Consider the following 20578-nt stretch of genomic DNA (forward strand, 5'->3'; position numbering starts at 1 on the left):
GGACGGTGACGGCCGTGGCGCGCGCACATGACAACCGGCAGGGCTGGGGCCTGGTTGCTCCCGCCCTGATCTGGACGACCGCCTTCTTCGTCGTGCCCTTCCTGATGATGCTGGCCTTGAGCTTCGCCAAGATGGAAGGACGCAGCGTCGTCACCGGCTTCTTTCCGGACAATTACATTCGCATCTTCACCGAGCCGTCGCTTTTGCGCGGACTCGTCGTCTCGCTCGAGATCACGGTCACCGTGACGGTGATTTCGATGGTGCTTGCCTATCCGCTTGCCTGGATCATCGCGTTTCGGGTGCCGGAGCGCTGGCAGCGTCTCGTGCTGATCCTCACCATCCTGCCGTTCTGGACGTCTTACGTGGTGCGGTCCTACTCATGGCTGCTGGTGCTCGGGCAGAACGGGGTGATCAACAAGACGCTGATGACGCTCGGCGTCATCAGTGAGCCCATTTCCATGTCGGCGTCGCGCTTTGCCACCGTGACGGGCTTCGTGCACTTCTTCGTCATGCTTCTGACGCTGACGATCTACGCGAATCTGAAGGAGCTTTCGCCGAACTACGCCCGCGCTGCGCAGGATCTGGGCGCAGGGCGCTTGGCCACATTCCGGCATGTGATCCTGCCGCTCACGCTGCCCGGCCTGATGACCGGCGCGTTTCTCACTTTGGTGCTCTGCATCGGCGACTACATCACGCCGCAGATTCTCGGCGGCAACAACGAGTTGACCTTGCCGCAGCTCATCATGATGCAGCTCGGCCGGCGCGGTGACTTTCCAATGGCTTCGGCCATGGCCGTTGTGTTGATGGGAATCGTGACGCTCGCCTATCTCTTCAGCGCGCGCTGGCTTCGGATCGACCGGCTATGACGCGCGCGTTCGCCTGGATCTACCTCGCCGTCGCGCTCGGCTTCATCTTCCTGCCAGTCGGCATGCTCGTGCTGTTTTCCTTCCAGGACGGACGCCTGCCGGTGCCGCCCTTCAACGGGCCGTCGCTCCGCTGGTATGCCGATGTGCTCGGCGACCGGCGGCTGATGTCGGCGCTCGGCAATTCCCTCATCGTCGCTGCGGTTTCCTCCGCGATCGCGCTCCTTCTCGGCTTTCTCGCGGCGCAGGCGCTGGCGCGCTACCGCCTGCCGGGGACACTGCTGATGCGGGTGGTGCTGATCGCGCCATTCACCGTGAGCTATCTCATCATCGCGCTCGGTCTGCTCACTCTCTACAATCGGACCGGCATCGGCCTGTCGCTTTGGACCGCCGGCGTCGGCCATGTGGTGATCAACCTGCCGCTCTGCTTCGCGATCCTCTACGCGGCGATAGGCGACCACCACCGCAATGCGGAGCGGGCGGCGCGTGATCTTGGTGCGTCCGAGGTGAAGGTGCTTGCGCTCGTGACCGCGCCGATGCTGATGCCATCGATGCTGGCGGCGTTCTTTCTCTCCTTCACCTTCAGCTGGGACGAGTTCATCATCGCGTTTCTGCTGACCCGTTTCGACGTGACGCTGCCGGTGGAAATCTGGTCGCTCTTGCGCTCTGGGCTGACGCCCCGTGCCAATGCGGTGGGCAGCCTCGTCTTCCTCGTCTCCGTCAGCCTGCTCCTTCTTCTGGAGCTCACCGTCTTCCGCAAGGTTCGCCGATGACCGCCGCTCTTTCGATCCAATCCATCGACATGAAGTTCGGCGAGGTTCGGGCGCTGCATGCCGTCGAGCTCGAGATCGAGGCCGGCGAGTTCATCGTGCTGCTCGGTCCATCGGGATGCGGAAAGACGACGCTGCTTTCGATCCTTGGCGGCTTCCTGCAACCGACGAGCGGCAAGGTCATGATCGGCGGGCGCGACATGACGCATGTTCAGCCGAAAGACCGGCCAACGACGACGATGTTTCAGGATTACGCGCTCTTTCCGCATATGAGCCTGATCGACAACGTCGGGTTCGGCCTGAGGATGCGGGGTGTCGGCAGGAAGGAGCGGCATCGCCGTGCGGGCGAACTGCTTGCGCTCGTCGGGCTACCGGATGCCGGGCATCGCCGGCCACATGAGCTCTCCGGTGGTCAGCGCCAGCGCGTCGCGCTCGCCCGCGCCCTTGCCGTCGACCCCGATGTGCTTTTGCTCGATGAACCGCTCGGCGCGCTCGACCTCAAGCTGCGCCGCCAGATGCAGGACGAATTGAAGGCGATTCAGCGGCGCGTCGGAACGACCTTCATCCACGTCACGCACGACCAGGAGGAGGCGATGGCGCTTGCCGATCGCATCGTCGTGATGAATGCCGGCCGCATCGAGGATGTCGGCGCGCCGCAGCATGTCTACCTCCAGCCGCGGACGCTTTTTTCCGCCGCCTTCATGGGCGAGATTAATCGGATAGACGGACAGGGAACCGGCGAAGGCCTCGATACGCCGCTCGGACGCCTGCCGCTTGCGGCGAACGGCAAGACGGCGCTGCTGATCCGGCCGGAAGCGATCGGCGGCAGCGGGGACCTCGCGCTTGGGCCGGCCAAACTCGTCGATGCCGCCTTCTTCGGAACCCATCACCGCTGCCATTATGCGCCGATTTCCGCGCCCGAGCTCAGGATCGTCGCGCATCTGCCCCAATCGGCCGTGCCGGTGGAGGGAAGCGTCAGCGAGCTCTATGCCGACCATCATGTGCTGATTGCGGAGGACCGATGAGCGCGCTGCAACGGGCAAAGCCCGACGACTGGTACCGCATCCGTCCGCTCTCCGATGGCGTGACCTGGATCGACGAGCCGCATATTCTCGAATTCTTCCGCTGCAATGTCTGGCACGTGCGGGGACGCGACCGCGACATGCTGGTCGACAGCGGCATGGGCGTCGTGTCCTTGCGCGAATGGGTGCCGCTCGTCACCGAGCGCGCGCTGGATGCGGTGGCGAGCCACACGCATTTCGACCATGTCGGCTGCCATCATGAATTCGAGTGCCGGCTCTGCCACGCGGCGGAGGCCAATATTCTGGCCAATCCCGACCGCACCAACACGCTTGCCGCCGACTACGTGACGGACGATATCTTCACGGCGCTGCCGCCCGAGCCCTACAGCTCGGTGCTTTACGACGTGAAGGCGGCGCCCGCGACGCGGATCCTGCAGGAAGGCGATGTCATCGATCTCGGTGACCGCGCCTTCGAGGTGATCCACACGCCAGGCCATTCGCCGGGCGGTATCGCGCTGTTCGAAAAGGCGACGGGCATCCTGTTTTCCGGCGACATCGTCTATGACGGCGAACTGATCGAGGGCCGCACGGCAAAAGATCAGGCGGACTACATAAGCAGCATGAAGCGCCTGCTGACGCTGCCCGTGACAATCGTGCATGGTGGTCATTTCCCGAGCTACTCGGGTGCCCGGCACCGGGACATCATCACCCAATGGCTGAAGACGAAGGAGACGGGCGCATGATCGAGCGACGCCAGTTCTATATTGATGGCGCCTGGATCGATCCGGTGACGCCGCGCGACCACGCGGTCATCGATCCGGCCACCGAAGAGCAGATCGGCGTGATCTCGCTCGGCACCGCGGCCGATATCGACCGGGCGGTGGCGGCGGCGAACCGGGCGTTTCCGCTCTGGTCGACGACATCACCGGCGGAGCGGCGGGCGGCCTGCGAGCGGCTTCTCGCCGTCTACAAGCGCCGATACGACGAGATGGTGGAGACGATCACGCTGGAACTCGGCGCGCCGGCGACCATGTGCCAGGGGCAGCAGGCCGATGTCGGCATCGGCCATCTGGAAGGGTTTCTAGCCGCCTTCGACCGGCTGAAATGGCGCGAGGTTTTGCCAAACGGCGATACGATGCTGCGCGAACCCATCGGCGTCTGCGGGCTGATCACGCCCTGGAACTGGCCGATGAACCAGATCGTGCTGAAGGTGATCCCGGCGCTTCTGACGGGCTGTACGGCGGTTCTCAAACCGTCCGAGCTGACGCCGCTGAATGCCATGCTCTATGCCGAGATGATCCATGAAGCCGGCATTCCGGCCGGGGTCTTCAACCTCGTCAACGGCACCGGGCCGGAGGTTGGCGCGGCCCTCTCGCGCCACCCGGACGTGCAGATGATGTCCTTTACCGGCTCGACGCGGGGTGGAACGGCGGTGGCGCAGGATGCTGCGCCGAGCGTCAAGCGGGTCACGCTCGAACTCGGCGGCAAATCGCCGAACATCGTCTTCGCTGATGCCGATCTCGAGGCCCGCGTGCCGGCTAGTATCCGCGAGGTGTTCAACAACACGGGCCAGAGCTGCGACGCGCCGACCCGCATGCTGGTGGAGCGCAGCGTTTACGATCAGGTCGTGAACCTTGCGCGTGAGACGGCGGAAGCCCAGGAGGTCGGCGATCCGAAGCAGGAAGGCGACCGGATGGGACCGCTCGTCAGCGACACGCAGTTTGGCCGCGTGCAGGCGCTGATCGAGGCCGGTGTCGCGGAAGGCGCACGGCTCGTGGCCGGCGGCCCGGGACGGCCGGCCGGGCTTTCCAAAGGCTATTTTGCGCGGCCGACGATCTTTGCGGATGTCAGCAACGACATGCGCATCGCGCGCGAGGAAATCTTCGGGCCCGTCGTCTGCCTGATCCCGTTCGACACAGAGGAAGAGGCGATCAAGATCGCCAACGACACGCCTTATGGGCTTGCCGCCTATGTGCAGACCGGCAACCGGGAGCGCGCCGAGCGCGTTGCGTCCCGCCTTCGCGCCGGCATGGTTCACATCAATGGCGGGCCGCACCGCTATGGCAGCCCGTTTGGCGGCTACAAGCAGTCCGGCAACGGGCGTGAGGGCGGGCTCCTGGGGCTCGAAGACTTCCTCGAAATCAAGACGCTGCATTTTCCGGAAAGCGCAACCGCATGACGACGCACCGCTTCAACCAGCCGCTCGGCGGCAACGAGATGCCGCGCTTCGGCGGGCCGGTCACCATGATGCGGCTGCCGAGCCAACCCACCGCGGAAGGCCTCGACGCCTGCTTCGTCGGCATTCCGATGGACATTGGCACGTCGAACCGGCCGGGCACGCGCCTCGGTCCGCGCCAGATCCGCGACGAATCCCGAATGCTGCGGCCTTACAACATGGCAACGGGCGCGGCGCCATTCGAGCATCTGCAGGTGGCCGATATCGGCGACGTGCCGATCAACACCTTCGATCTGAAGAAATCTGTCGACATCATCACGGAGTTCTATCGCGGCATCCTTGCCCATGACGTGATCCCGCTGACGCTTGGCGGCGACCACACGCTGACCTGGCCGATCCTGAGGGCGATCAAGGAAAAGCACGGGCCGGTCGCGCTCATCCACGTCGACGCGCATGCCGATATCAACGACGAGATGTTCGGCGAGAAGGTCGCCCATGGCTGTCCGTTCCGCCGCGCCTATGAGGACGGCTGCCTGATCAACGACAAGGTGTTTCAGATCGGCCTGCGCGGCACCGGCTACGGGCCTGCCGATTTCGACTGGGGCCGCGAGCGCGGCTGGCGGGTCGTGCAGGCGGAGGAATGCTGGCACAAATCGCTGACGCCGCTGATGGCCGAAATCCGCGCAATCATCGGCGATGCGCCGGTCTATCTCACCTACGACATCGACAGTCTCGACCCTGCATTCGCGCCGGGCACGGGCACGGTCGAGCCGGGTGGCCTCACGATCTGGCAGGGGCTGGAGATCGTGCGCGGTGCTGCCGGTCTCAATCTCGTCGGCTGCGATCTTGTCGAAGTCTCGCCGCCCTACGATCCTTCAGGCAACACGGCGCTGATCGGCGCAAACCTGCTTTATGAAATGCTGTGCGTCCTGCCGGGTGTCGGCAAGGGCCACGCGGGTTGATCCCTGCCTGATTGTTGAACGCCGCCTCGACAAGCGTTGCCGCCGCGCCAGATAGGTGCTGGCAGCAATCGAGGCGACATTCTTGACCGAGCGACGAAGAAGAGAAGGATCCGCGATCCCTTCAAGCCGGCTGTCGCGGCTGTTCAGCATGGGTGGCATTGCGGCCGGCATTGCCGGTAATGCCGCGGCTTCGGGTTTGCGGCAGATGGCTTCCGGCCAGCGCCCGCAGCTCTCCTCCATGCTGCTGACGCCGTCCAACGCGATGCGGCTCACCGAGGGCCTGTCGCACATGCGCGGCGCTGCGCTGAAACTCGGCCAGATGCTGTCGATGGATCCGAGTGTCGTGCTGCCGACGGAGATGGCGTCCATCCTTGCCTCGCTGCAGGCCGACGCGCGTCACATGGCGCCGCATCAGCTCAGCCGCGTGCTCGATGCCGAATGGGGCGAGGGCTGGCGGTCCCGGTTTGCCCGGTTCGACGAGGTGCCCTTCGCCGCCGCCTCGATCGGACAGGTGCACCGGGCGCAGAGCCTCGATGGGCGCGACCTTGCGATCAAGGTTCAGTATCCGGGCGTGCGCGACAGCATCGACAGCGACATCGACAACATCGCAAGCCTGTTCCGCCTGCCGGGCCTCGTGCCGCCGGGCATGGACCTTGTGCCGCTTCTCACTGAGGCCAAGCGCCAGCTGCATGACGAGGCCGATTACGAGCGCGAGGCGGCATGGCTCGTGCGCTTCGGTGCGCTTCTGTCGGGTTCTGCCGATTTCCTCGTGCCGGCCCATGTCCCAGAATTCTCCACGCCGCGCGTGCTGGCCATGAGCTTCGTCGAGAGTGTGCCGCTCGATGCGCTGGCGCAGGAGCCGCAAGAGACACGGGACCGGGTCGCCGAGCGGCTCATCGACCTCGTGATGCGCGAACTTTTCGCCTTTCGCGCGATGCAAACCGACCCGAACCTCGCCAATTACCGGTACGAGCCGCAATCGGGTCGCATCGTGCTTCTCGATTTCGGCGCGGTGCGCGCCTTCGATGTGGCCTTAGGCAAGGATTTCCGCGCGCTGCTTTCTGCCGGGCTCGACAATGAGCGCGAGGCGATCCGCGCGGCGATGCTGAAGATCGGTTATTTCGGCGAGAAGACGCCCGCCATGCAGCGCGAGCTCATCATCCGCATGTTCCAGACGGCGATGGTGCCGCTGCGCCAGCCGACGCCCTTCGATTTCAAGGCGTCCGACCTCCTGGAGCGCCTGCGCGCCATGGGCCAGACCATCGGCACGGACCGCGACCTGATGCATGTGCCGCCGGCCGAAACGCTGTTCCTGCACCGCAAGATCGGCGGCATGTACCTGCTCGCCGCCAAACTGCGCGCCCGCGTCGATCTCGGCCACATCGTCGCGCCGTACCGGGCGTTCATCGGACCGGTGTGAGGCTCTAAGAACCGGCGTCGCACTTGCTCTGCAGCGCGCGAATATCCGCTTCCGTCACGGCGGCGAGTGGGGCGAGGATGCGGAGTTTTTGGGGGCGGCATCGGGGGCGGACGATGGCGATCACCGTTTCCACATCGGGACAGCCGGCATCCGGGCAGGCGAGCTGCGCGACGGACACCGCGGCATCCTCTTCAAGATCGAACCCGGCGCGGACCCATGTCTTGATCTGGCGGGCCTGCACGCCTTCCGGGTTGCGTGGCGCGAACGGGTTGATGAAACGCACTGAGGTCGCCTCACACTTGTAACGGTATAACGTAAAATAAATTTGACGAATGAAATAACATAACGTACTGCGCTGTCAATCAACGCCGTGCGCCGGTGTCTCGTCCTTCGGCCAGAAGGCAGGCGTGGCGCTCGGTTGCCTTTTTCGATTGTCACATCATGGAGTATCGCATGAACCGCATCCGCCTCGCCGCCTCCGTCGCCGTGTTTTCTGTGCTTTTCGCTGGTCTCACCGCCATGCCGTCACCGGCCATGGCGTCGGGCACGCATGACCACACCGAAGCCAACGGCCACGCGGGCCATGACCACGCCCATGGTCACGACCATAATGCGGATGCCGAGCGCATCTATCGCGGCGAGTTCGAGGATGCGGAGGTGCGCGACCGGCCGCTTTCCGACTGGGGCGGCGATTGGCAGTCGGTCTATTCTCTTCTCCAGGATGGCACGCTCGATCCGGTCATGGCGCACAAGGCCGAGACGGGTGACAAGTCGGAGGACGAGTACAAGGCCTATTACGAAACGGGCTATCGCACCGATGTCGATCGGATCGAGATCGGCCGTGACAGCGTCACGTTCCATCGGGGCGAAGCGACCGTTTCGGCGCGCTACGAAGGCGACGGATATGAGATCCTGACCTATGAAGCCGGCAACCGCGGCGTGCGCTTCATCTTCGAAAAGACCGAGGGCGACGCGGATGCCCCGCAATTCATCCAGTTCAGTGACCACCGCATCGCGCCGTCGGCATCCGACCACTACCACCTCTATTGGGGCAACGACCGCGAAGCGCTGCTGTCGGAGGTGACAAACTGGCCGACCTATTATCCGGCAGCTTTGTCGGCCGATGCGATCGTTGCGGAAATGATCGCCCACTGACTTTAACGGCCCCGGCAGCGACTGCCGGGGCGTTCATCAGTTTCGAAGCTAACGGTCAGGCCGTTTCGGTCTTGTACCAGTCGAGAATCTCCGAGCCGGTCATCAGCGCCACATCGGGATGGCTCAGGATGTGGTCGTAGAGCATTTCGAGATATTTGATCCGGTGCGGCGCGCCGGTGAGGTAGGGGTGGATGGAGATGGCCATCACGCGGGCGTTGTCGGCCCCTTCCTGATAGAGCCGGTCGAACTGGTCGACGCCGCGCAGATAGATCTCGTCTGAGCGGTGCCCTTGTACTGCGGTGATGACGACGTCGTTGATCTCGACCGAATAGGGCACGGAGACGATCGGGCCCGAGCGGGTCTGCATCGTCACCGGCTGGTCGTCCAGGCACCAGTCGCAGACATATTCAATGCCTGCTTCGGCCAGGAGATCGAGCGTGTCTTCTGTCTCGGTAAGGCCGGGACTTTCCCAGCCGCGCAGCGCCTTGCCGGTGAAGGCGCGGATCGCTTCGACCGTGTCGATGATCGACTGCTTCTGGTCCTCGACCTTGTGCATCGGCCGTTGGATATAGCCGTGGCCGACGAAATCCCAACCGGCGTCCAGCGCAGCGCGGCAGGCGGGCTCATAGACGCTGAGTGCCGTGCCGTTGACCGCAAAACTTGCCTTCAGCCCCCGGCTCGACAGGGCTTCGAGGAAGCGCCAGAAGCCCACCCGCATGCCGTATTCGTGCCAGGCCCAGTTGGGGATATCCGGTAGGAGCGGCTGGCCCATGGGCGGCGAGAGGACTGCGCGCGGCATGGCGCCGGCGGGCGACCAGTTCTCGACATTGACGATCGTCCAGACCGCGACGCGCTTGCCGTCCGGCAGCTTCAGTTTCGGACGCTGCGTGATCGGCTCATAGGGCAGGCGGCTGCGGATGCGCGCCGCATCGATGATCGGATCGGACATGAATGAAGCCTTTCGTGATGGATCAGGCAAAAGCCTTGAAATGCGTCTCGATCTCGTCGGTGGCGAACCCGGCGCCCAGCAGGCAGGCGAGCAGAAGCCGCGCCTTGTGCGGGGGCAGAAGGCCCGCGGGGATCAGGCCGCGACGGATGAGATCCATTTCCGAGCCGGCAAAACCATAGCTGTTTTCGAAAACCGTGCCGCCTGGGACTCGGGTTGAAAGCACGACCGGCATCGATCGGGCAAGCGCGTCGAGGCGCTCCACTATGGCAGCCGGCACATGGCCTGCGCCCATGGCGGCAATGACCGCACCCTGGAACCCGGCATCGGCAAGGGTATCGATCAGGCGGCCATCGTCTCCGAGCCCGGTCTGGATGATGGCGACCGGCGCTGCTTCCGCGATCGGTAAGGCGGGGCGGGGCAACGTTACCGGGAGGAGGCGCAGCCGGAAGCTCCCTTCCGTCACGGTGCCGATGGGGCCAAGTCCCGGCGCAGTGAAGGCCGAGGGCAGGCCCGTGTCGGATTTCTGCACGTATCGTGCGGCATGGACTTCGTCATTGAGCACGACCAGCGTGCCGAGCGACTTCGCCTGGGGCGCTGCCGCAACCGTGACGGCAGCGAGCAAATTGGCATGGCCGTCGGCGCCCGGTGCGGCTGCGCCCCGCATGGCACCCGTGACGACGATGGCTGGATGGTCCGGGCCGGTCTCGCAGGCGAGATCCAAGAGGAACGACGTTTCGTCGATCGTGTCGGTGCCCTGCACGACGACGACGCCATCGGCGCCGTTCGCGCCAGCCGCCGTGACCATGTCGGCCACGGTCGCCATTTGCGCGAAGGTGAGCGATGCGCTTGGCACGAGAAACGGCGTGACGACATCGATCTCTGCGACATCGACAAGGGCCGGGACGGCGGCGACCAGATCGTCGCCGCTGACCGACGGCGCAATGCCGCCGGATGCCTGCGGCACCATGGTGATGGTGCCGCCGAGCACGATGATGGTGACGCGCGGCATCACTTGCCCTGAGCGTCGGTGCGCCAGAAGATCAGCTTGCGGTCGAGCCATTCGAGCAGGAAGTAGCCACCGGCGCCGATCGCCGCGAGGATCACGATGACGGCGAAGACGCGGTCGATGCGCAGCTGGTTCTTGTAGAGTTCGACGAGATAGCCGAGGCCTTCGGAAGCGCCGACGAATTCACCGACGATCGCGCCGATGACGGCGAAGGTGAGCGCAGCCTTCACACCGGCGAAGATGACCGGCAATGCATGCGGCAGCGACACTTTGCGGAATGTCTGCAGCGGCGTGGCCTTGATGGAGCGCATCAGCTTGCGGGCATCTTCCGGCACGCTTTCCAGGCCGACCAGCGTGTTGATCAGCACGGGGAAGAACGAGATCACAACGGCCATGACGACCTTGGAGCTCATGCCGAAACCGAACCAGGCGATGAAGAGCGGCGCGAAGACGATCTTGGGGATCGCCTGGAAACCGACGACGAACGGGTAGGCAATGCGCTTCGCCGTTGGCCAGACCGCCAATGCGATGCCGAGCGCGAGCCCGATCGAAGTGCCGAGCACGAAGCCGATGAGGATTTCCGTCAGCGTGACGGAGAAGTGGCGCAGGAAGAAGTCCTGCTGCATGAGCGAGATCAGGGCGCCGACGACGGCCGAGAAGGATGGCAAAATGATCGGCGAGACGAGGCCCATGCGCGGTGCGAGTTCCCACGCAGCCAGGATCACCACGATGATCGCCAGCGTGTAGAGCTTGTAGCGCAGTTCCTGGTTGGCGTTCTTATAGGGCGATGCAGCCTTCACCGGCTCGGCATCAAGCGTGACTGTCTTGGCCATGGCCGAGGATTCCTCTGACTTTGAAGATGAGATCGGTGAAGGTCTGGCTCTGCATCTGGTCGATCGTGCGCGGGCGCGGCAGCTCGACATCGATGACGCCGGAAACCTTGCCCGGACGGGGCGTCATGACCACGACGCGGTCGGCCATGAAGACGGCCTCGGTGATGTTGTGCGTGACGAAAAGCACGGTGATGCCTGCCGCCTGCGTGATGCGCATCAGCTCGAGGTTCATCGCTTCGCGGGTGAATTCGTCGAGCGCGCCGAACGGCTCGTCCATCAGGAGAACATCGGGCTCGTAGGTGAGCGTGCGGGCGAGCGACACGCGCTGCTGCATGCCGCCCGAGAGCTGGCGCGGATAGGCGTTCATGAAATCGCGCAGACCGACGGCCTCAAGCACGGTGCGCGCCTTCTGGCGCGTGGCTTCGCTCTTGGTGCCGAAGACTTCTGCCGGCATCAGCACGTTTTCCTCGACCGTGCGCCACGGCAGGAGAACGGCTGTCTGGAACATGAAGCCCACCTGGCGGGATGGCTCGTTGATCGCGCGGCCGTTGAGCGTCGCTGCGCCTTCAGTTGCCGGCAGAAGGCCGGCCACCATGTTGAGCAAGGTCGACTTGCCGCAACCGCTGGGGCCGACAAAGGAAATGAACTCGCCCTTGCGGATCGTCAGATCGACGCTTTCGAGCGCGATCACCGGACCGGAATCCAAGGTGAATGTCTTGCCGAGACCTTTGACGTCGATGATGGTTTCGGCAGGCGCCGCTCTTTCGAGCGGCGTCCCGTTGTCGATGCGTGCGGCCATCATTGTGCGGCTTCCACGGCCGCGCGGTCGAACTCGTTTGCCGCCTCGATCAGCGAGCTGTCGAGCGCAACCGAGAGATCGACGTCGGTCGGCAACGCGCCTTCTTCCTCGGTGCCCTGGCGCAGGAAGTCGTGATAGGCCTGGAAACCTTCGAGATAATGCGTGCCGAAGGGCTCCTCTGCCAGCGCGGCCGGCGGGGTCTTCAAACGTCGGGCAACTTCCCAGTTCGGAGCGGCAATCGCTTCGTCCTCGAACTCTTCCCGCCGGATTTCCTTGGCCATGGCGAAGGCGCGCTCGTCATTTGCGGCTGCGTAGACGACGCCCTTGGCGACGGCGCGCAGGAAGCCTTCGATCTTGTCCGGATCGCTGGCGAGAAGCTCGGCCGAGACGACAACGCCGTTCGCCGGGAAGTCCTGAGCTTCCTGCGGCAGGATCGTGACCATGTCGATGCCGCGCGACTGGATCGCGGCGATGTCGAAGAGGCTCGACGAATAGGCATCGACCTGGCCGGATTCGAGCGCCTGGACGGTCAGTGCCGAGCCGTCGCCGACTGGAATGAGGCTGACGTCTTCGCCTGTCAGGCCGGCTTCTTCGAGGACGGCGCGCACGAGTGGCACTTCGCCGCCCGAGAGATCGGATACGCCGACGCTCCGGCCCTTGAGGTCCTGGATCGTCGTGATGCCGGATTCAGCGGTGGCGGCCAGCGTGAAGATGTTCGCGTACTGGTAGGAATAGACCCACTTCAGATCGAAGCCCTGTGCGACGGCGTTGAGGAATGCGCTCGGTGCGGGAAGCGCGGCGTCGGCATTGCCTGCGATGACCTGCTGGATGGCCGCGCTCGATCCGCCCGCGTCCTGGAACGACACTTCCAGGCCTTCCTCGGCGAAGAAGCCCAGTTCGTCGGCGATGTAGAAGGGGTGGAACTGGTTCACGCTCTCGACGGGAAACATGAAGGTGAAGGTTTCCAGATCCTGTGCCGCGGCGAAGGATACGGAAAGCGCAAGCGCTGCGGAAGCGGCGGCGGTGATGCTGACGGCGCGTAGAGTGTGCAACATGATGATTGATCCTGGCCTCTGGTTTTCGGGTCGATCGCCACGGCTCTGCGTCCGTCTCGTGGAAGCGATCCTGTGCGGGAAAATCCGCTTGTGATCTGACGACTAATATATTAGATCACGGATATCAAGATGATTTTTGGGCATGCATCCTTCACGCCTAGAAATTGAGCGAGGCGCAGCTGATTGCAAACGTCGTAGCTTTGCTGAACAAAAGACCGTCGGACGAGGAGCCGAATTGATGATCGAACTTTCGCAGGAAGAGGCGCGGCTGATCAGCCAGCCCATGAGCCGCAAAGACATCGTTCTTGGCCTCATCCGCTCGGCCATCGTCGACGGGCGGCTGCCTGCAGGCATCAAGCTCGATCAGAACGAAATCGCCGCCACGCTCGGCGTCAGCCGCATGCCTGTTCGCGAGGCACTCAAGCAGTTGCAGGCCGAGGGGCTCGTGGTCGTCTATCCGTATCGCGGAGTCGAAGTGGCCAGGCTAGACCCGGCCGATATCCGCGAAATGTTTGCCATTCGCGGCTCACTGGAACGTCTTGCGGTCGGCAAGGCGCTGGAAAATCTGCGCCCGAAGGATTTTCGGGGCATGCGCGAGACGCTGGAGGCGATGGACCGGCTGATTGACGACGAGAACGCGAACGACAGCTGGCCGGAGCTCAACCGCAAATTCCACGCCGCAATCAACGATGCCTGCTGCTGGCCGCGCCTCCTCGAAACCATCGACCAGTTCCGCTCGAACGTCGAACGTTATGTGCGGCTCTATATCTCGGTGCGTGGGCGCGAACAGTCGCAGCGCGAGCACTGGGATCTGCTGACGGCCTGCGAGCGAAACGATGTCGCGAAAGCGCAGGAAGTCATCGAGGCCCATTCGCGCAACACGGCGGAATATCTGATCAGCGCGATCGAGATGTCGGAAGCTCAGGCGCGCCGTCAGCCGGCAAATCGTTCCGCAGCCGAAGCTCTCCGCGGCAAGGCCTAGACCTTTTTACAAACACCAGGGTGACATGTGACAGACACGAGCGAAAACCGCGCGCGCCGGATCGATATCCATGCGCATTATTTTCCGGAACGCTACATCGCGGCGCTCGAAACCGAGGGCTGCAAGTGCGGTGCCTGTGTGCGGCGCGATCCGCGTGGCACGATCATCGATGTCGGTCCGCTGCATGCGGGGCCTCTGGAGAAGCGCTTCACCGATCTCGACATGCGCATCGCCGACATGGATCGACAGGGCGTCGACGTCCAGGCGCTGTCGCTCACCCAGCCGATGGTCTATTTTGCCGATGCGCCGGTGGCGCGGGCGCTGTCCGTCGCCTTCAACGATTCGCTTGTGGAGGCGCATGAGCAGTTTCCCGATCGGCTTGTGGGCCTTGCGATGATCCCGGCAAACCACGCTGAAGAAGCGCTGGCGGAGCTGGAGCGCGTCAAGGATGCGCCCGGCATGTGCGGCGTTTATATGGGCACGGCGATCGGCGACTGGGACCTGTCGGATGAGCGGCTGCTGCCAGTATTCGAGCGCATCGAAGCGATGGGCTGGCCGATCTTCCTGCATCCCCTGAAGGTCATCGGCATGACCGACCGGCTGAAGCCATATTTTCTGGCAAACCTGCTCGGCAATCCGTTCGATACGGCTGTCGCCGCTGCGCATCTCATCTTCGGCGGCGTTATGGATCGCTTTCCGAAGCTCGACATCGTTCTGCCGCATGCGGGCGGCGCGTTCTCGTTTCTTGCAGGACGTCTGAACCATGGCTGGGCGATGGGACGGCCCGAACTGAAGCACATGGAGAACGGCGCGCTCAGCTACCTCAAGCGCTTCCACTATGACACGATTTCCCATTCGGACGCCGGTCTGTCCTTTCTGGTCGATCAGGTCGGCGCCAACCGGATCATGCTCGGTTCGGATTATTGCTTCGACATGGGGCACGATGCGCCCGTCGATGTGGTCGATCGGCAGCAGTCCCTGTCGGACGCCGATCGTCAGGCGGTGCTCGGTGGCACGGCCGAAAGCCTGTTGAAGCTTAAATGATTGGGAGAATGCCGGTCGCCTTCAGGCGGTCGGCATGCCCTTCGGCCGCATGTGACGCTTCTGCGCGGCGATCCGGAACGTCGCGTTCGGGGCACCGTAGCCACGATAGTCTCCACGTCGTTCGATGATCTCGAACAGGAAGCCTTCGCCCCAGGTGGGAGCGTAGAGCTGAAAAAACTCGCCGGTCTCGTCTCGGTCGTAGAGAATGTTTTCCGTCCTCAACCGGTCGGCAAGTTCGGGTTCCAGTCCGAAGCGGGCCTCGACGTCGTCGTAGTAGTTCGGTGACAGCGCCAGTGGCGTGAAGCCAGCCCGGCGCAGGGACGCCGCCGTCTCGAAGATGTCGTCCGTCGCGAACGCAATGTGCTGCACGCCCGAGCCGAAGCTTTGGGAAATGAAGTGGCCGGCCAGCGTGCGCTGGTTGTCGGCGCCATTCAACGTCAGGCGCAAGCCGCCGTCATCGGATTCGATTGCCTGGCTGCGCACAACGCCGGCCGGATCGATGACGTCAACCGTCGGGGTTTTGTGGGCACGGAAGATGGACGTGTAGAAGAGAAGCCATGACAGCATCTCGCCATGCTCCATGGTCTGGCCGACATGGTCGATGCGGGTGAGGCCGGCGCTGTTCGCCTGCGAAGCGCCATCGGCAGGAGCAAAGTCGATGTCCCAGAGCTTGGAGAGATCGGAGTTCCGGTCGAGGAAATAGATCACGCCGCCACCGGCGCCACGGATAGCGGGGATTTTGAGCTCGCCCGGGCCGACTTCCTGCTCGAACGGTTCCGCGCCGAGTGCACGGGCACGCTCGACCGTTGCCTGCGCATCGTCGGTCCAGAGAGCGAAGGCGTAGACCGAAGTCCCGTGAATGAGGAAGGAGGAGTGCGCGAAGCCTGAACTGTTGGTGTTGACGACAATGTTGATATCGCCCTGGCGCCACAGCGCGACGTCTTTCGAGACGTGCCGGCCGACTTCGGAAAATCCCATCGCGGACAACAGCCGTGCAATGTCGGCCGCGCCCTTCTTGTCCGTTGCGAATTCGACAAACGCGACGCCCTCGACGCCGATCGGTGCAGGCATGTCGGGAAGGTCGACCTTCAAAGCGGGCTCGTCGCGCCGGATCCGGTCCATCAGCCAGATGAGCGACCGATGCCCATCGACGGCGATCGCCCGCGGCGATCCACCGCGGAACTGGTCGTTGAAGATCTCGAGTGACAGGTAGCCGTCATAGCCTGTTGCGGCGACGGCTGCCATGAAGGCCGGAACGGGCAGGTCGCCTTCGCCCGGCATGTTGCGATAATGACGGCTCCAGTAGAGCAGATCCATGTCGATCGCCGGCGCATCGGCAAGCTGCACGAAGAAGATCTTGTCCTTCGGAATCGAGCGGATGGATTTCAGATCCGTGCGGCGCGCGAGCGTGTGAAAGGAATCGAGAATGAGGCCGACATTGGGGTGATCGGCGCGCCGCACGATTTCCCAGGCGTCGCGGTGGTCGTTGACATGCCGCCCCCAGGCGAGGGCCTCATAGCCGATGCGCAGGCCGCGTCTCGCGGCACGCGCGCCGAGTGCGGCAAGATCGTCCGCCGCGCGATCGATGCCGCCCATGGCGATTGGCGAAACAGACGAACAAACGAGGATGAGGTCGGTCCCCAGTTCCTGCATGACGTCGAACTTGCGCTCCGCCCGATCGAATGCGCGGGCGCGTTGCGGCTCCGGCAGTCCCTCGAAATCGCGGAACGGCTGGTAGAGCGTGATCGCAAGACCGGCATCGGCTGCCATTTTGGCGACATCGCGCGGCGAGCCATCGAAGGCGAGGAAATCGTTCTCGAAAATCTCGATGCCGTCGAAGCCGGCGCGGGCGATGGCTGCGAGTTTTTCGGTCAGATTGCCGCTGATCGAGACGGTGGCGATCGAGGTTTTCATGCCTGCTCCAGCGCCTCTGCTCTCAGCGCATGGCGCAGTTCCTTCGTATCGACCCTTGCGCCGGTGAAGGCGTGGAACGCGTCGATGCCCTGATGGAAGAAGAGTTCGTAGCCGCTGATGGTTGCCAATCCGCGCTTTTGCGCGTCCATCAGGAATTGCGTGTCGACCGGCGTATAGACCGCATCGAACGCCCAGCCGGCCTTCGGCATGAGAGCTGAAGGAACAGCTGTGCCGGGAATGCCGGACATGCCGAGGGGCGTGCAATTGACGATCCCGTCGGCGCCTTCTGTCGCGTCCTCGATCGTGGGGGATACCGAGACAGTCATACCGGGAGCATTTGCGCGAAGCGCGTTTGCCAGCGCTTCGGCACGCACGGCGTCGGTGTCGAAGATGTTCAGCGCGGTCGCCTTGAGTTCGGCGAGCGCAAAGGCCACCGCCTTGCCGACCCCACCGGCACCCGCCATGGCGACCGTGCCGGGCTTCATGCCCGGCAGGCTCTCACGGAACGCGGCGACGAAGCCGGTGTAGTCAGTGTTGGTGCCGGACGGGCCATCGGCATCGAAGATCACCGTATTGCAGGCAGCAATCGCCCGCACGCGGGGATCGGGCACGTTCAACGCCGGAAACACGCGCTCCTTGTAGGGATAGGTGATATTGATGCCGCGAAAGCCGCTCTCACGGCACTGATCGAACACCGCGTCGAAATCGAGACCCATGTCGGCCGGGATCAGCGGCTCGTAAGTGACGTCCAAGCCGCAAAGCTTGCCCGCCAACCGGTGCAGCATGGGCGACTTGGAGCGCTTGATGTTGTCACCGATCAATCCGAGCCGAAACATGTTCTGTGATCCTGTCGTCGCAACGCGCGGCGCCCCGATGCGCCGGTACAATGACAACAGACATAATCCATTTCATCGGATATTTTCAACTTTGAATGATCAATGCCCGATCAGGTTCTGTATCAGGTCTTGATCGTTCCTGTGGCCAGCGCGTGCTCGACGCCGCCGCCCACGTGCTTTTCCAGCATCGATTTCGCCGTTGGAGCATCGCGATCGAGCGCCGCTTCCAGCATCACGCGGTGCTCGCGCGCCGCGATGTCGCCTCGAAACGACAGCGCGATCATCTGGTAACGCAGATATTTGTCGAAGATGGCGGCATGGGTATCCATCAGCACCTTGGAGCCGCAGGCCGAAATGAGCGCCTGGTGAAACTCCCAGTCATAGCGCTTCCACATCTCCGTCTGGCTCATGTCGCCATCGCGCATGCGCTGCTCGAGCGCCGCGAGCTTGTGGTGAGCAGCAACGACGCGGCCTTCCCATTCCACATCGCCCGCCGCAAAGGACTGTTCGAGCGCGAAACCTTCCAGAAGCTGGCGCAGCGCCGCGACCTCGCGCAGGTTTTCCACCGACACCGGGGCGGCCTCGAAGCCACGCTGACCTTCGGCAACGACCAGCCCTTCGGAGGTCAGCCGGCTCAGGATCTCGCGCAGGGTGCTGATGCTTGCTCCATAAACATCCTTCAGCTTGTCAAGCTTCAGCTTCTGGCTGGGGGCGATTCGGCCGAAGATGATATCGGCGCGGATGCGGCGATAGGCATTGTCGCCGATCGTTTCTGTATGAGTAATCGGTTCAGTCATCTTTCATTCTCTACCGCATATCTCTGCCGAAGCTGCCCGAGCACGGTGCGCAATTCGACTGATCTCACTGAGCCGCCAATGGGAAGAGCCCCTGTTCGACAGTGTAATCCACGCAGGCGTGGATGTGTCGGTCGAGCGTGCGGAGGGCGGTGTCGGCGTCGCGCACGAGCGCGCAATCCAGCAGTGTCCGGTGTTCACCGACCGCGATCTCGCCGCGAAAACGCACGGCCAGAATCTGGTAGCGCAGGAACTGGTCGAAGATGACGCTGTGCGTGTCCATGAGCGCGCGGGATCCGCAGGCCGAAATCAGCGCGTGATGAAATTCGCGGTCGTAGTGCTTCCATGCCGATGTCTGTTCCAGGTCGCCAGCAAGAATGAGCGTTTCCAGGCGTGCCAATTTGTGATGGGCGGCGACGACTCGGCCCTCCCACTCGATGTCGCCGGCCGCAAACGATTCCTGCAGCGCATGGCCTTCGAGCAGGCCCCGCATGGCCGCGACTTCCCGGAAATTCGCCGCCGAAATCGGCGCGACCTCGAAACCGCGTTGACCTTCGGCGGTCACCAGGCCCTCCGAAGACAGGCGGTAGAGGACCTCGCGCAGCGTGCTGACGCTTGTGGCATAGCGCGTGCGAAGCCGCTCCAGCCGCAGGCGTTCGCCCGGGCCCAGATGGCCGAAAATAATATCGGTTCGAATGCGGCGATAGGTTGCGTCGCCCGCAGTCTCCGGTGAATGGATGTCGCCGCTCAAGCGCAAATCCTCCTCAGCGCTCCATTCCTCTGCCCGACCTGATGGCTCCAGGCAAGTTCACCGAGCACTTCCTCTGTGACCATATATAATCAATAATCTCATATGAAATCCACGACGCCTATTGAAATGCGCTTTGTCGAGTGGCATGAAAAGCGGTATCCGCCGGCTGGAGGCCATGGGCGGGCAAGAAATTCAAAGGGAGGACCCTCATGTTTTCGACGTTTTCACGCCGCTCCATCCTCGCCGCTGGCGCGCTGATCCTGTCAGCTGCCGTCAGCGTTCCGGCGATTGCCCAAGAGCCTGTCGAGCTGCGATTCTCGGCTGTCTTCTCGGATCAGGACATCCGCGCGCGCATGATGGAGCGCTTCACTGAGGAGCTCGGCGACGAATTCCAGTTCCAGGGCTATTACGGCGGCAACCTGTTCAAGCAGGGCACGGAGCTGGTCGCACTTCAGCGTGGCAATCTGGAAATGGGTAACATCGCCCCGCAGGATATCTCCAACCAGATCCCGGCCTGGTCCATCCTGACATCGGCATATCTCTTCCGCGACGCCGATCACCTGCGCACCTTCTTCAACAGCGAGGCTGGTGAGGAAATGAAGCAGATGGTCGAGGACCAGCTTTCGGTGAAGATCCTCGGCCCCACCTATTTCGGTGCCCGCCATGTCGGTCTTCGCACCGAAGGACGCATCGAGACACCTGAAGATCTGCAGGGCGTGAACCTGCGCATGCCGGGTGGTGACGCCTGGCAGTTCCTCGGGCAGGCGCTTGGCGCAAACCCGACGCCGATGGCCTATGCCGAAGTCTACACCGGCCTGCAGACCGGCGCGATCGACGGCCAAGACAATCCGCTGCCGAACGTCCAGAACATGAAGTTTTACGAAGTGATGTCGCAGATCGTGCTGACGTCGCATCTCGTCGGCTTCGACCTTCTGACGATCTCGCTGGATGCCTGGAACGGACTGACGCCCGAGCAGCAGGAAACGCTGCAGACGGCCGCCGACAACGCGATCGACTGGAGCCAGGCCGAGCACGTGAAGCAGGAAGAGGAACTTGCCGCCTACTTCAAGGAGCAGGGTCTTGAGGTTTACGAGCCCAATCTCGATGCCTTCCGCGAGTATGCCCAGAACCTCTACCTGGAATCGAGCCTCGCCGAGAGCTGGCCCGAGGGCATGGTCGAGACCATCAACGGCATGTAATGCGATAGCGAACAGCCGTGGCTCCGCGCGGAGCCACGGCTGTTCGGC

General features: G+C 63.4%; 21 protein-coding genes. 11 read left to right on the plus strand and 10 right to left on the minus strand.

Annotated elements, in window-relative coordinates; all coding sequences use genetic code 11:
* Positions 1–14: 14 nt before the first annotated feature.
* The 7 genes from QQL76_RS03330 to QQL76_RS03360 all read left to right on the plus strand — a co-directional run bounded on the left by QQL76_RS03330 (position 15) and on the right by QQL76_RS03360 (position 7213).
* Positions 15–866: an ABC transporter permease gene (locus QQL76_RS03330; protein ID WP_499206371.1), complete on the plus strand. Its 852-nt coding sequence runs from the start codon at positions 15–17 to the stop codon at positions 864–866.
* Entirely contained in the window at positions 863–1636 is a 774-nt protein-coding gene (locus tag QQL76_RS03335) for an ABC transporter permease (RefSeq protein WP_499206372.1), read from the plus strand. Before QQL76_RS03330 ends, QQL76_RS03335 begins: the two co-directional genes overlap by 4 nt.
* Positions 1633–2658 (plus strand): ABC transporter ATP-binding protein, encoded by a 1026-nt coding sequence (locus QQL76_RS03340; RefSeq protein WP_499206373.1) that lies wholly within the window; start codon positions 1633–1635, stop codon positions 2656–2658. Before QQL76_RS03335 ends, QQL76_RS03340 begins: the two co-directional genes overlap by 4 nt.
* Positions 2655–3398: an MBL fold metallo-hydrolase gene (locus tag QQL76_RS03345; RefSeq protein ID WP_499206374.1), complete on the plus strand. Its 744-nt coding sequence runs from the start codon at positions 2655–2657 to the stop codon at positions 3396–3398. The genes QQL76_RS03340 and QQL76_RS03345 overlap by 4 nt, the downstream gene beginning before the upstream one ends.
* Positions 3395–4834 carry an aldehyde dehydrogenase family protein gene (locus QQL76_RS03350; RefSeq protein ID WP_499206375.1) on the plus strand — a complete coding sequence of 480 codons (1440 nt, stop codon included), beginning with the start codon at positions 3395–3397 and terminating at the stop codon, positions 4832–4834. Before QQL76_RS03345 ends, QQL76_RS03350 begins: the two co-directional genes overlap by 4 nt.
* Positions 4831–5793 (plus strand): agmatinase, encoded by a 963-nt coding sequence (gene speB / locus QQL76_RS03355; RefSeq protein ID WP_499206376.1) that lies wholly within the window; start codon positions 4831–4833, stop codon positions 5791–5793. The genes QQL76_RS03350 and speB overlap by 4 nt, the downstream gene beginning before the upstream one ends.
* A 148-nt stretch (positions 5794–5941) precedes the next feature.
* Positions 5942–7213, plus strand: coding sequence for an ABC1 kinase family protein (locus QQL76_RS03360; RefSeq protein WP_499206377.1), 1272 nt, complete (start codon positions 5942–5944; stop codon positions 7211–7213).
* A 4-nt stretch (positions 7214–7217) separates the two neighbouring features.
* Here the strand turns inward: QQL76_RS03360 and QQL76_RS03365 are convergent, their stop codons facing one another.
* Positions 7218–7496 (minus strand): nitrate reductase, encoded by a 279-nt coding sequence (locus QQL76_RS03365; protein ID WP_499206378.1) that lies wholly within the window; start codon positions 7494–7496, stop codon positions 7218–7220.
* 170 nt (positions 7497–7666) lie between these two features.
* On the opposite strand from QQL76_RS03365, the gene QQL76_RS03370 reads away from it, so the two are divergent.
* Positions 7667–8368 (plus strand): ZinT family metal-binding protein, encoded by a 702-nt coding sequence (locus QQL76_RS03370; RefSeq protein WP_499206379.1) that lies wholly within the window; start codon positions 7667–7669, stop codon positions 8366–8368.
* Positions 8369–8423: 55 nt separating this feature from the next.
* Here QQL76_RS03370 and QQL76_RS03375 read toward each other — a convergent pair whose 3' ends face one another.
* Genes QQL76_RS03375 through QQL76_RS03395 form a run of 5 tightly spaced genes read right to left on the minus strand, consistent with a single transcriptional unit; the run spans position 8424 to position 13010 of the window.
* Positions 8424–9317: a polysaccharide deacetylase family protein gene (locus QQL76_RS03375; RefSeq protein ID WP_499206380.1), complete on the minus strand. Its 894-nt coding sequence runs from the start codon at positions 9315–9317 to the stop codon at positions 8424–8426.
* A gap of 22 nt (positions 9318–9339) precedes the next feature.
* A complete protein-coding gene (locus QQL76_RS03380) occupies positions 9340–10326 on the minus strand; it encodes an asparaginase (protein WP_499206381.1) in 987 nt (328 codons plus the stop codon).
* Positions 10326–11156, minus strand: coding sequence for an ABC transporter permease (locus QQL76_RS03385; RefSeq protein WP_499206382.1), 831 nt, complete (start codon positions 11154–11156; stop codon positions 10326–10328). The genes QQL76_RS03380 and QQL76_RS03385 overlap by 1 nt, the downstream gene beginning before the upstream one ends.
* On the minus strand, positions 11134–11958 hold the full coding sequence (locus QQL76_RS03390; protein WP_499206383.1) for an ABC transporter ATP-binding protein: 825 nt from the start codon (positions 11956–11958) through the stop codon (positions 11134–11136). The genes QQL76_RS03385 and QQL76_RS03390 overlap by 23 nt, the downstream gene beginning before the upstream one ends.
* Positions 11955–13010 (minus strand): ABC transporter substrate-binding protein, encoded by a 1056-nt coding sequence (locus tag QQL76_RS03395; protein WP_499206384.1) that lies wholly within the window; start codon positions 13008–13010, stop codon positions 11955–11957. Before QQL76_RS03395 ends, QQL76_RS03390 begins: the two co-directional genes overlap by 4 nt.
* A 238-nt stretch (positions 13011–13248) precedes the next feature.
* Here QQL76_RS03395 and QQL76_RS03400 point away from each other — a divergent pair, with 238 nt between their 5' ends.
* Both QQL76_RS03400 and QQL76_RS03405 read left to right on the plus strand, forming a co-directional pair.
* Positions 13249–13992 carry a GntR family transcriptional regulator gene (locus QQL76_RS03400; protein ID WP_499206385.1) on the plus strand — a complete coding sequence of 248 codons (744 nt, stop codon included), beginning with the start codon at positions 13249–13251 and terminating at the stop codon, positions 13990–13992.
* A 27-nt stretch (positions 13993–14019) separates the two neighbouring features.
* Positions 14020–15036 (plus strand): amidohydrolase family protein, encoded by a 1017-nt coding sequence (locus tag QQL76_RS03405; protein WP_499206386.1) that lies wholly within the window; start codon positions 14020–14022, stop codon positions 15034–15036.
* A gap of 21 nt (positions 15037–15057) precedes the next feature.
* Here the strand turns inward: QQL76_RS03405 and QQL76_RS03410 are convergent, their stop codons facing one another.
* From QQL76_RS03410 to QQL76_RS03425, 4 genes are all read right to left on the minus strand, one after another.
* On the minus strand, positions 15058–16950 hold the full coding sequence (locus tag QQL76_RS03410) for a bifunctional sugar phosphate isomerase/epimerase/4-hydroxyphenylpyruvate dioxygenase family protein (protein ID WP_499206387.1): 1893 nt from the start codon (positions 16948–16950) through the stop codon (positions 15058–15060).
* Positions 16947–17786 carry a shikimate dehydrogenase family protein gene (locus QQL76_RS03415; protein WP_499206388.1) on the minus strand — a complete coding sequence of 280 codons (840 nt, stop codon included), beginning with the start codon at positions 17784–17786 and terminating at the stop codon, positions 16947–16949. Before QQL76_RS03415 ends, QQL76_RS03410 begins: the two co-directional genes overlap by 4 nt.
* 122 nt (positions 17787–17908) lie before the next feature.
* Entirely contained in the window at positions 17909–18583 is a 675-nt protein-coding gene (locus QQL76_RS03420; RefSeq protein ID WP_499206389.1) for a GntR family transcriptional regulator, read from the minus strand.
* Positions 18584–18647: 64 nt separating this feature from the next.
* Positions 18648–19331, minus strand: a complete 684-nt coding sequence (locus tag QQL76_RS03425; RefSeq protein WP_245451466.1) for a GntR family transcriptional regulator — start codon at positions 19329–19331, stop codon at positions 18648–18650.
* 209 nt (positions 19332–19540) lie between these two features.
* On the opposite strand from QQL76_RS03425, the gene dctP reads away from it, so the two are divergent.
* Positions 19541–20530 (plus strand): type 2 periplasmic-binding domain-containing protein, encoded by a 990-nt coding sequence (gene dctP, locus QQL76_RS03430; protein WP_499206390.1) that lies wholly within the window; start codon positions 19541–19543, stop codon positions 20528–20530.
* Positions 20531–20578 lie beyond the last annotated feature (48 nt).

The sequence above is a fragment of the Rhizobium albus genome (genome assembly GCA_030160035.1).
GTDB lineage: Bacteria > Pseudomonadota > Alphaproteobacteria > Rhizobiales > Rhizobiaceae > Georhizobium > Georhizobium albus.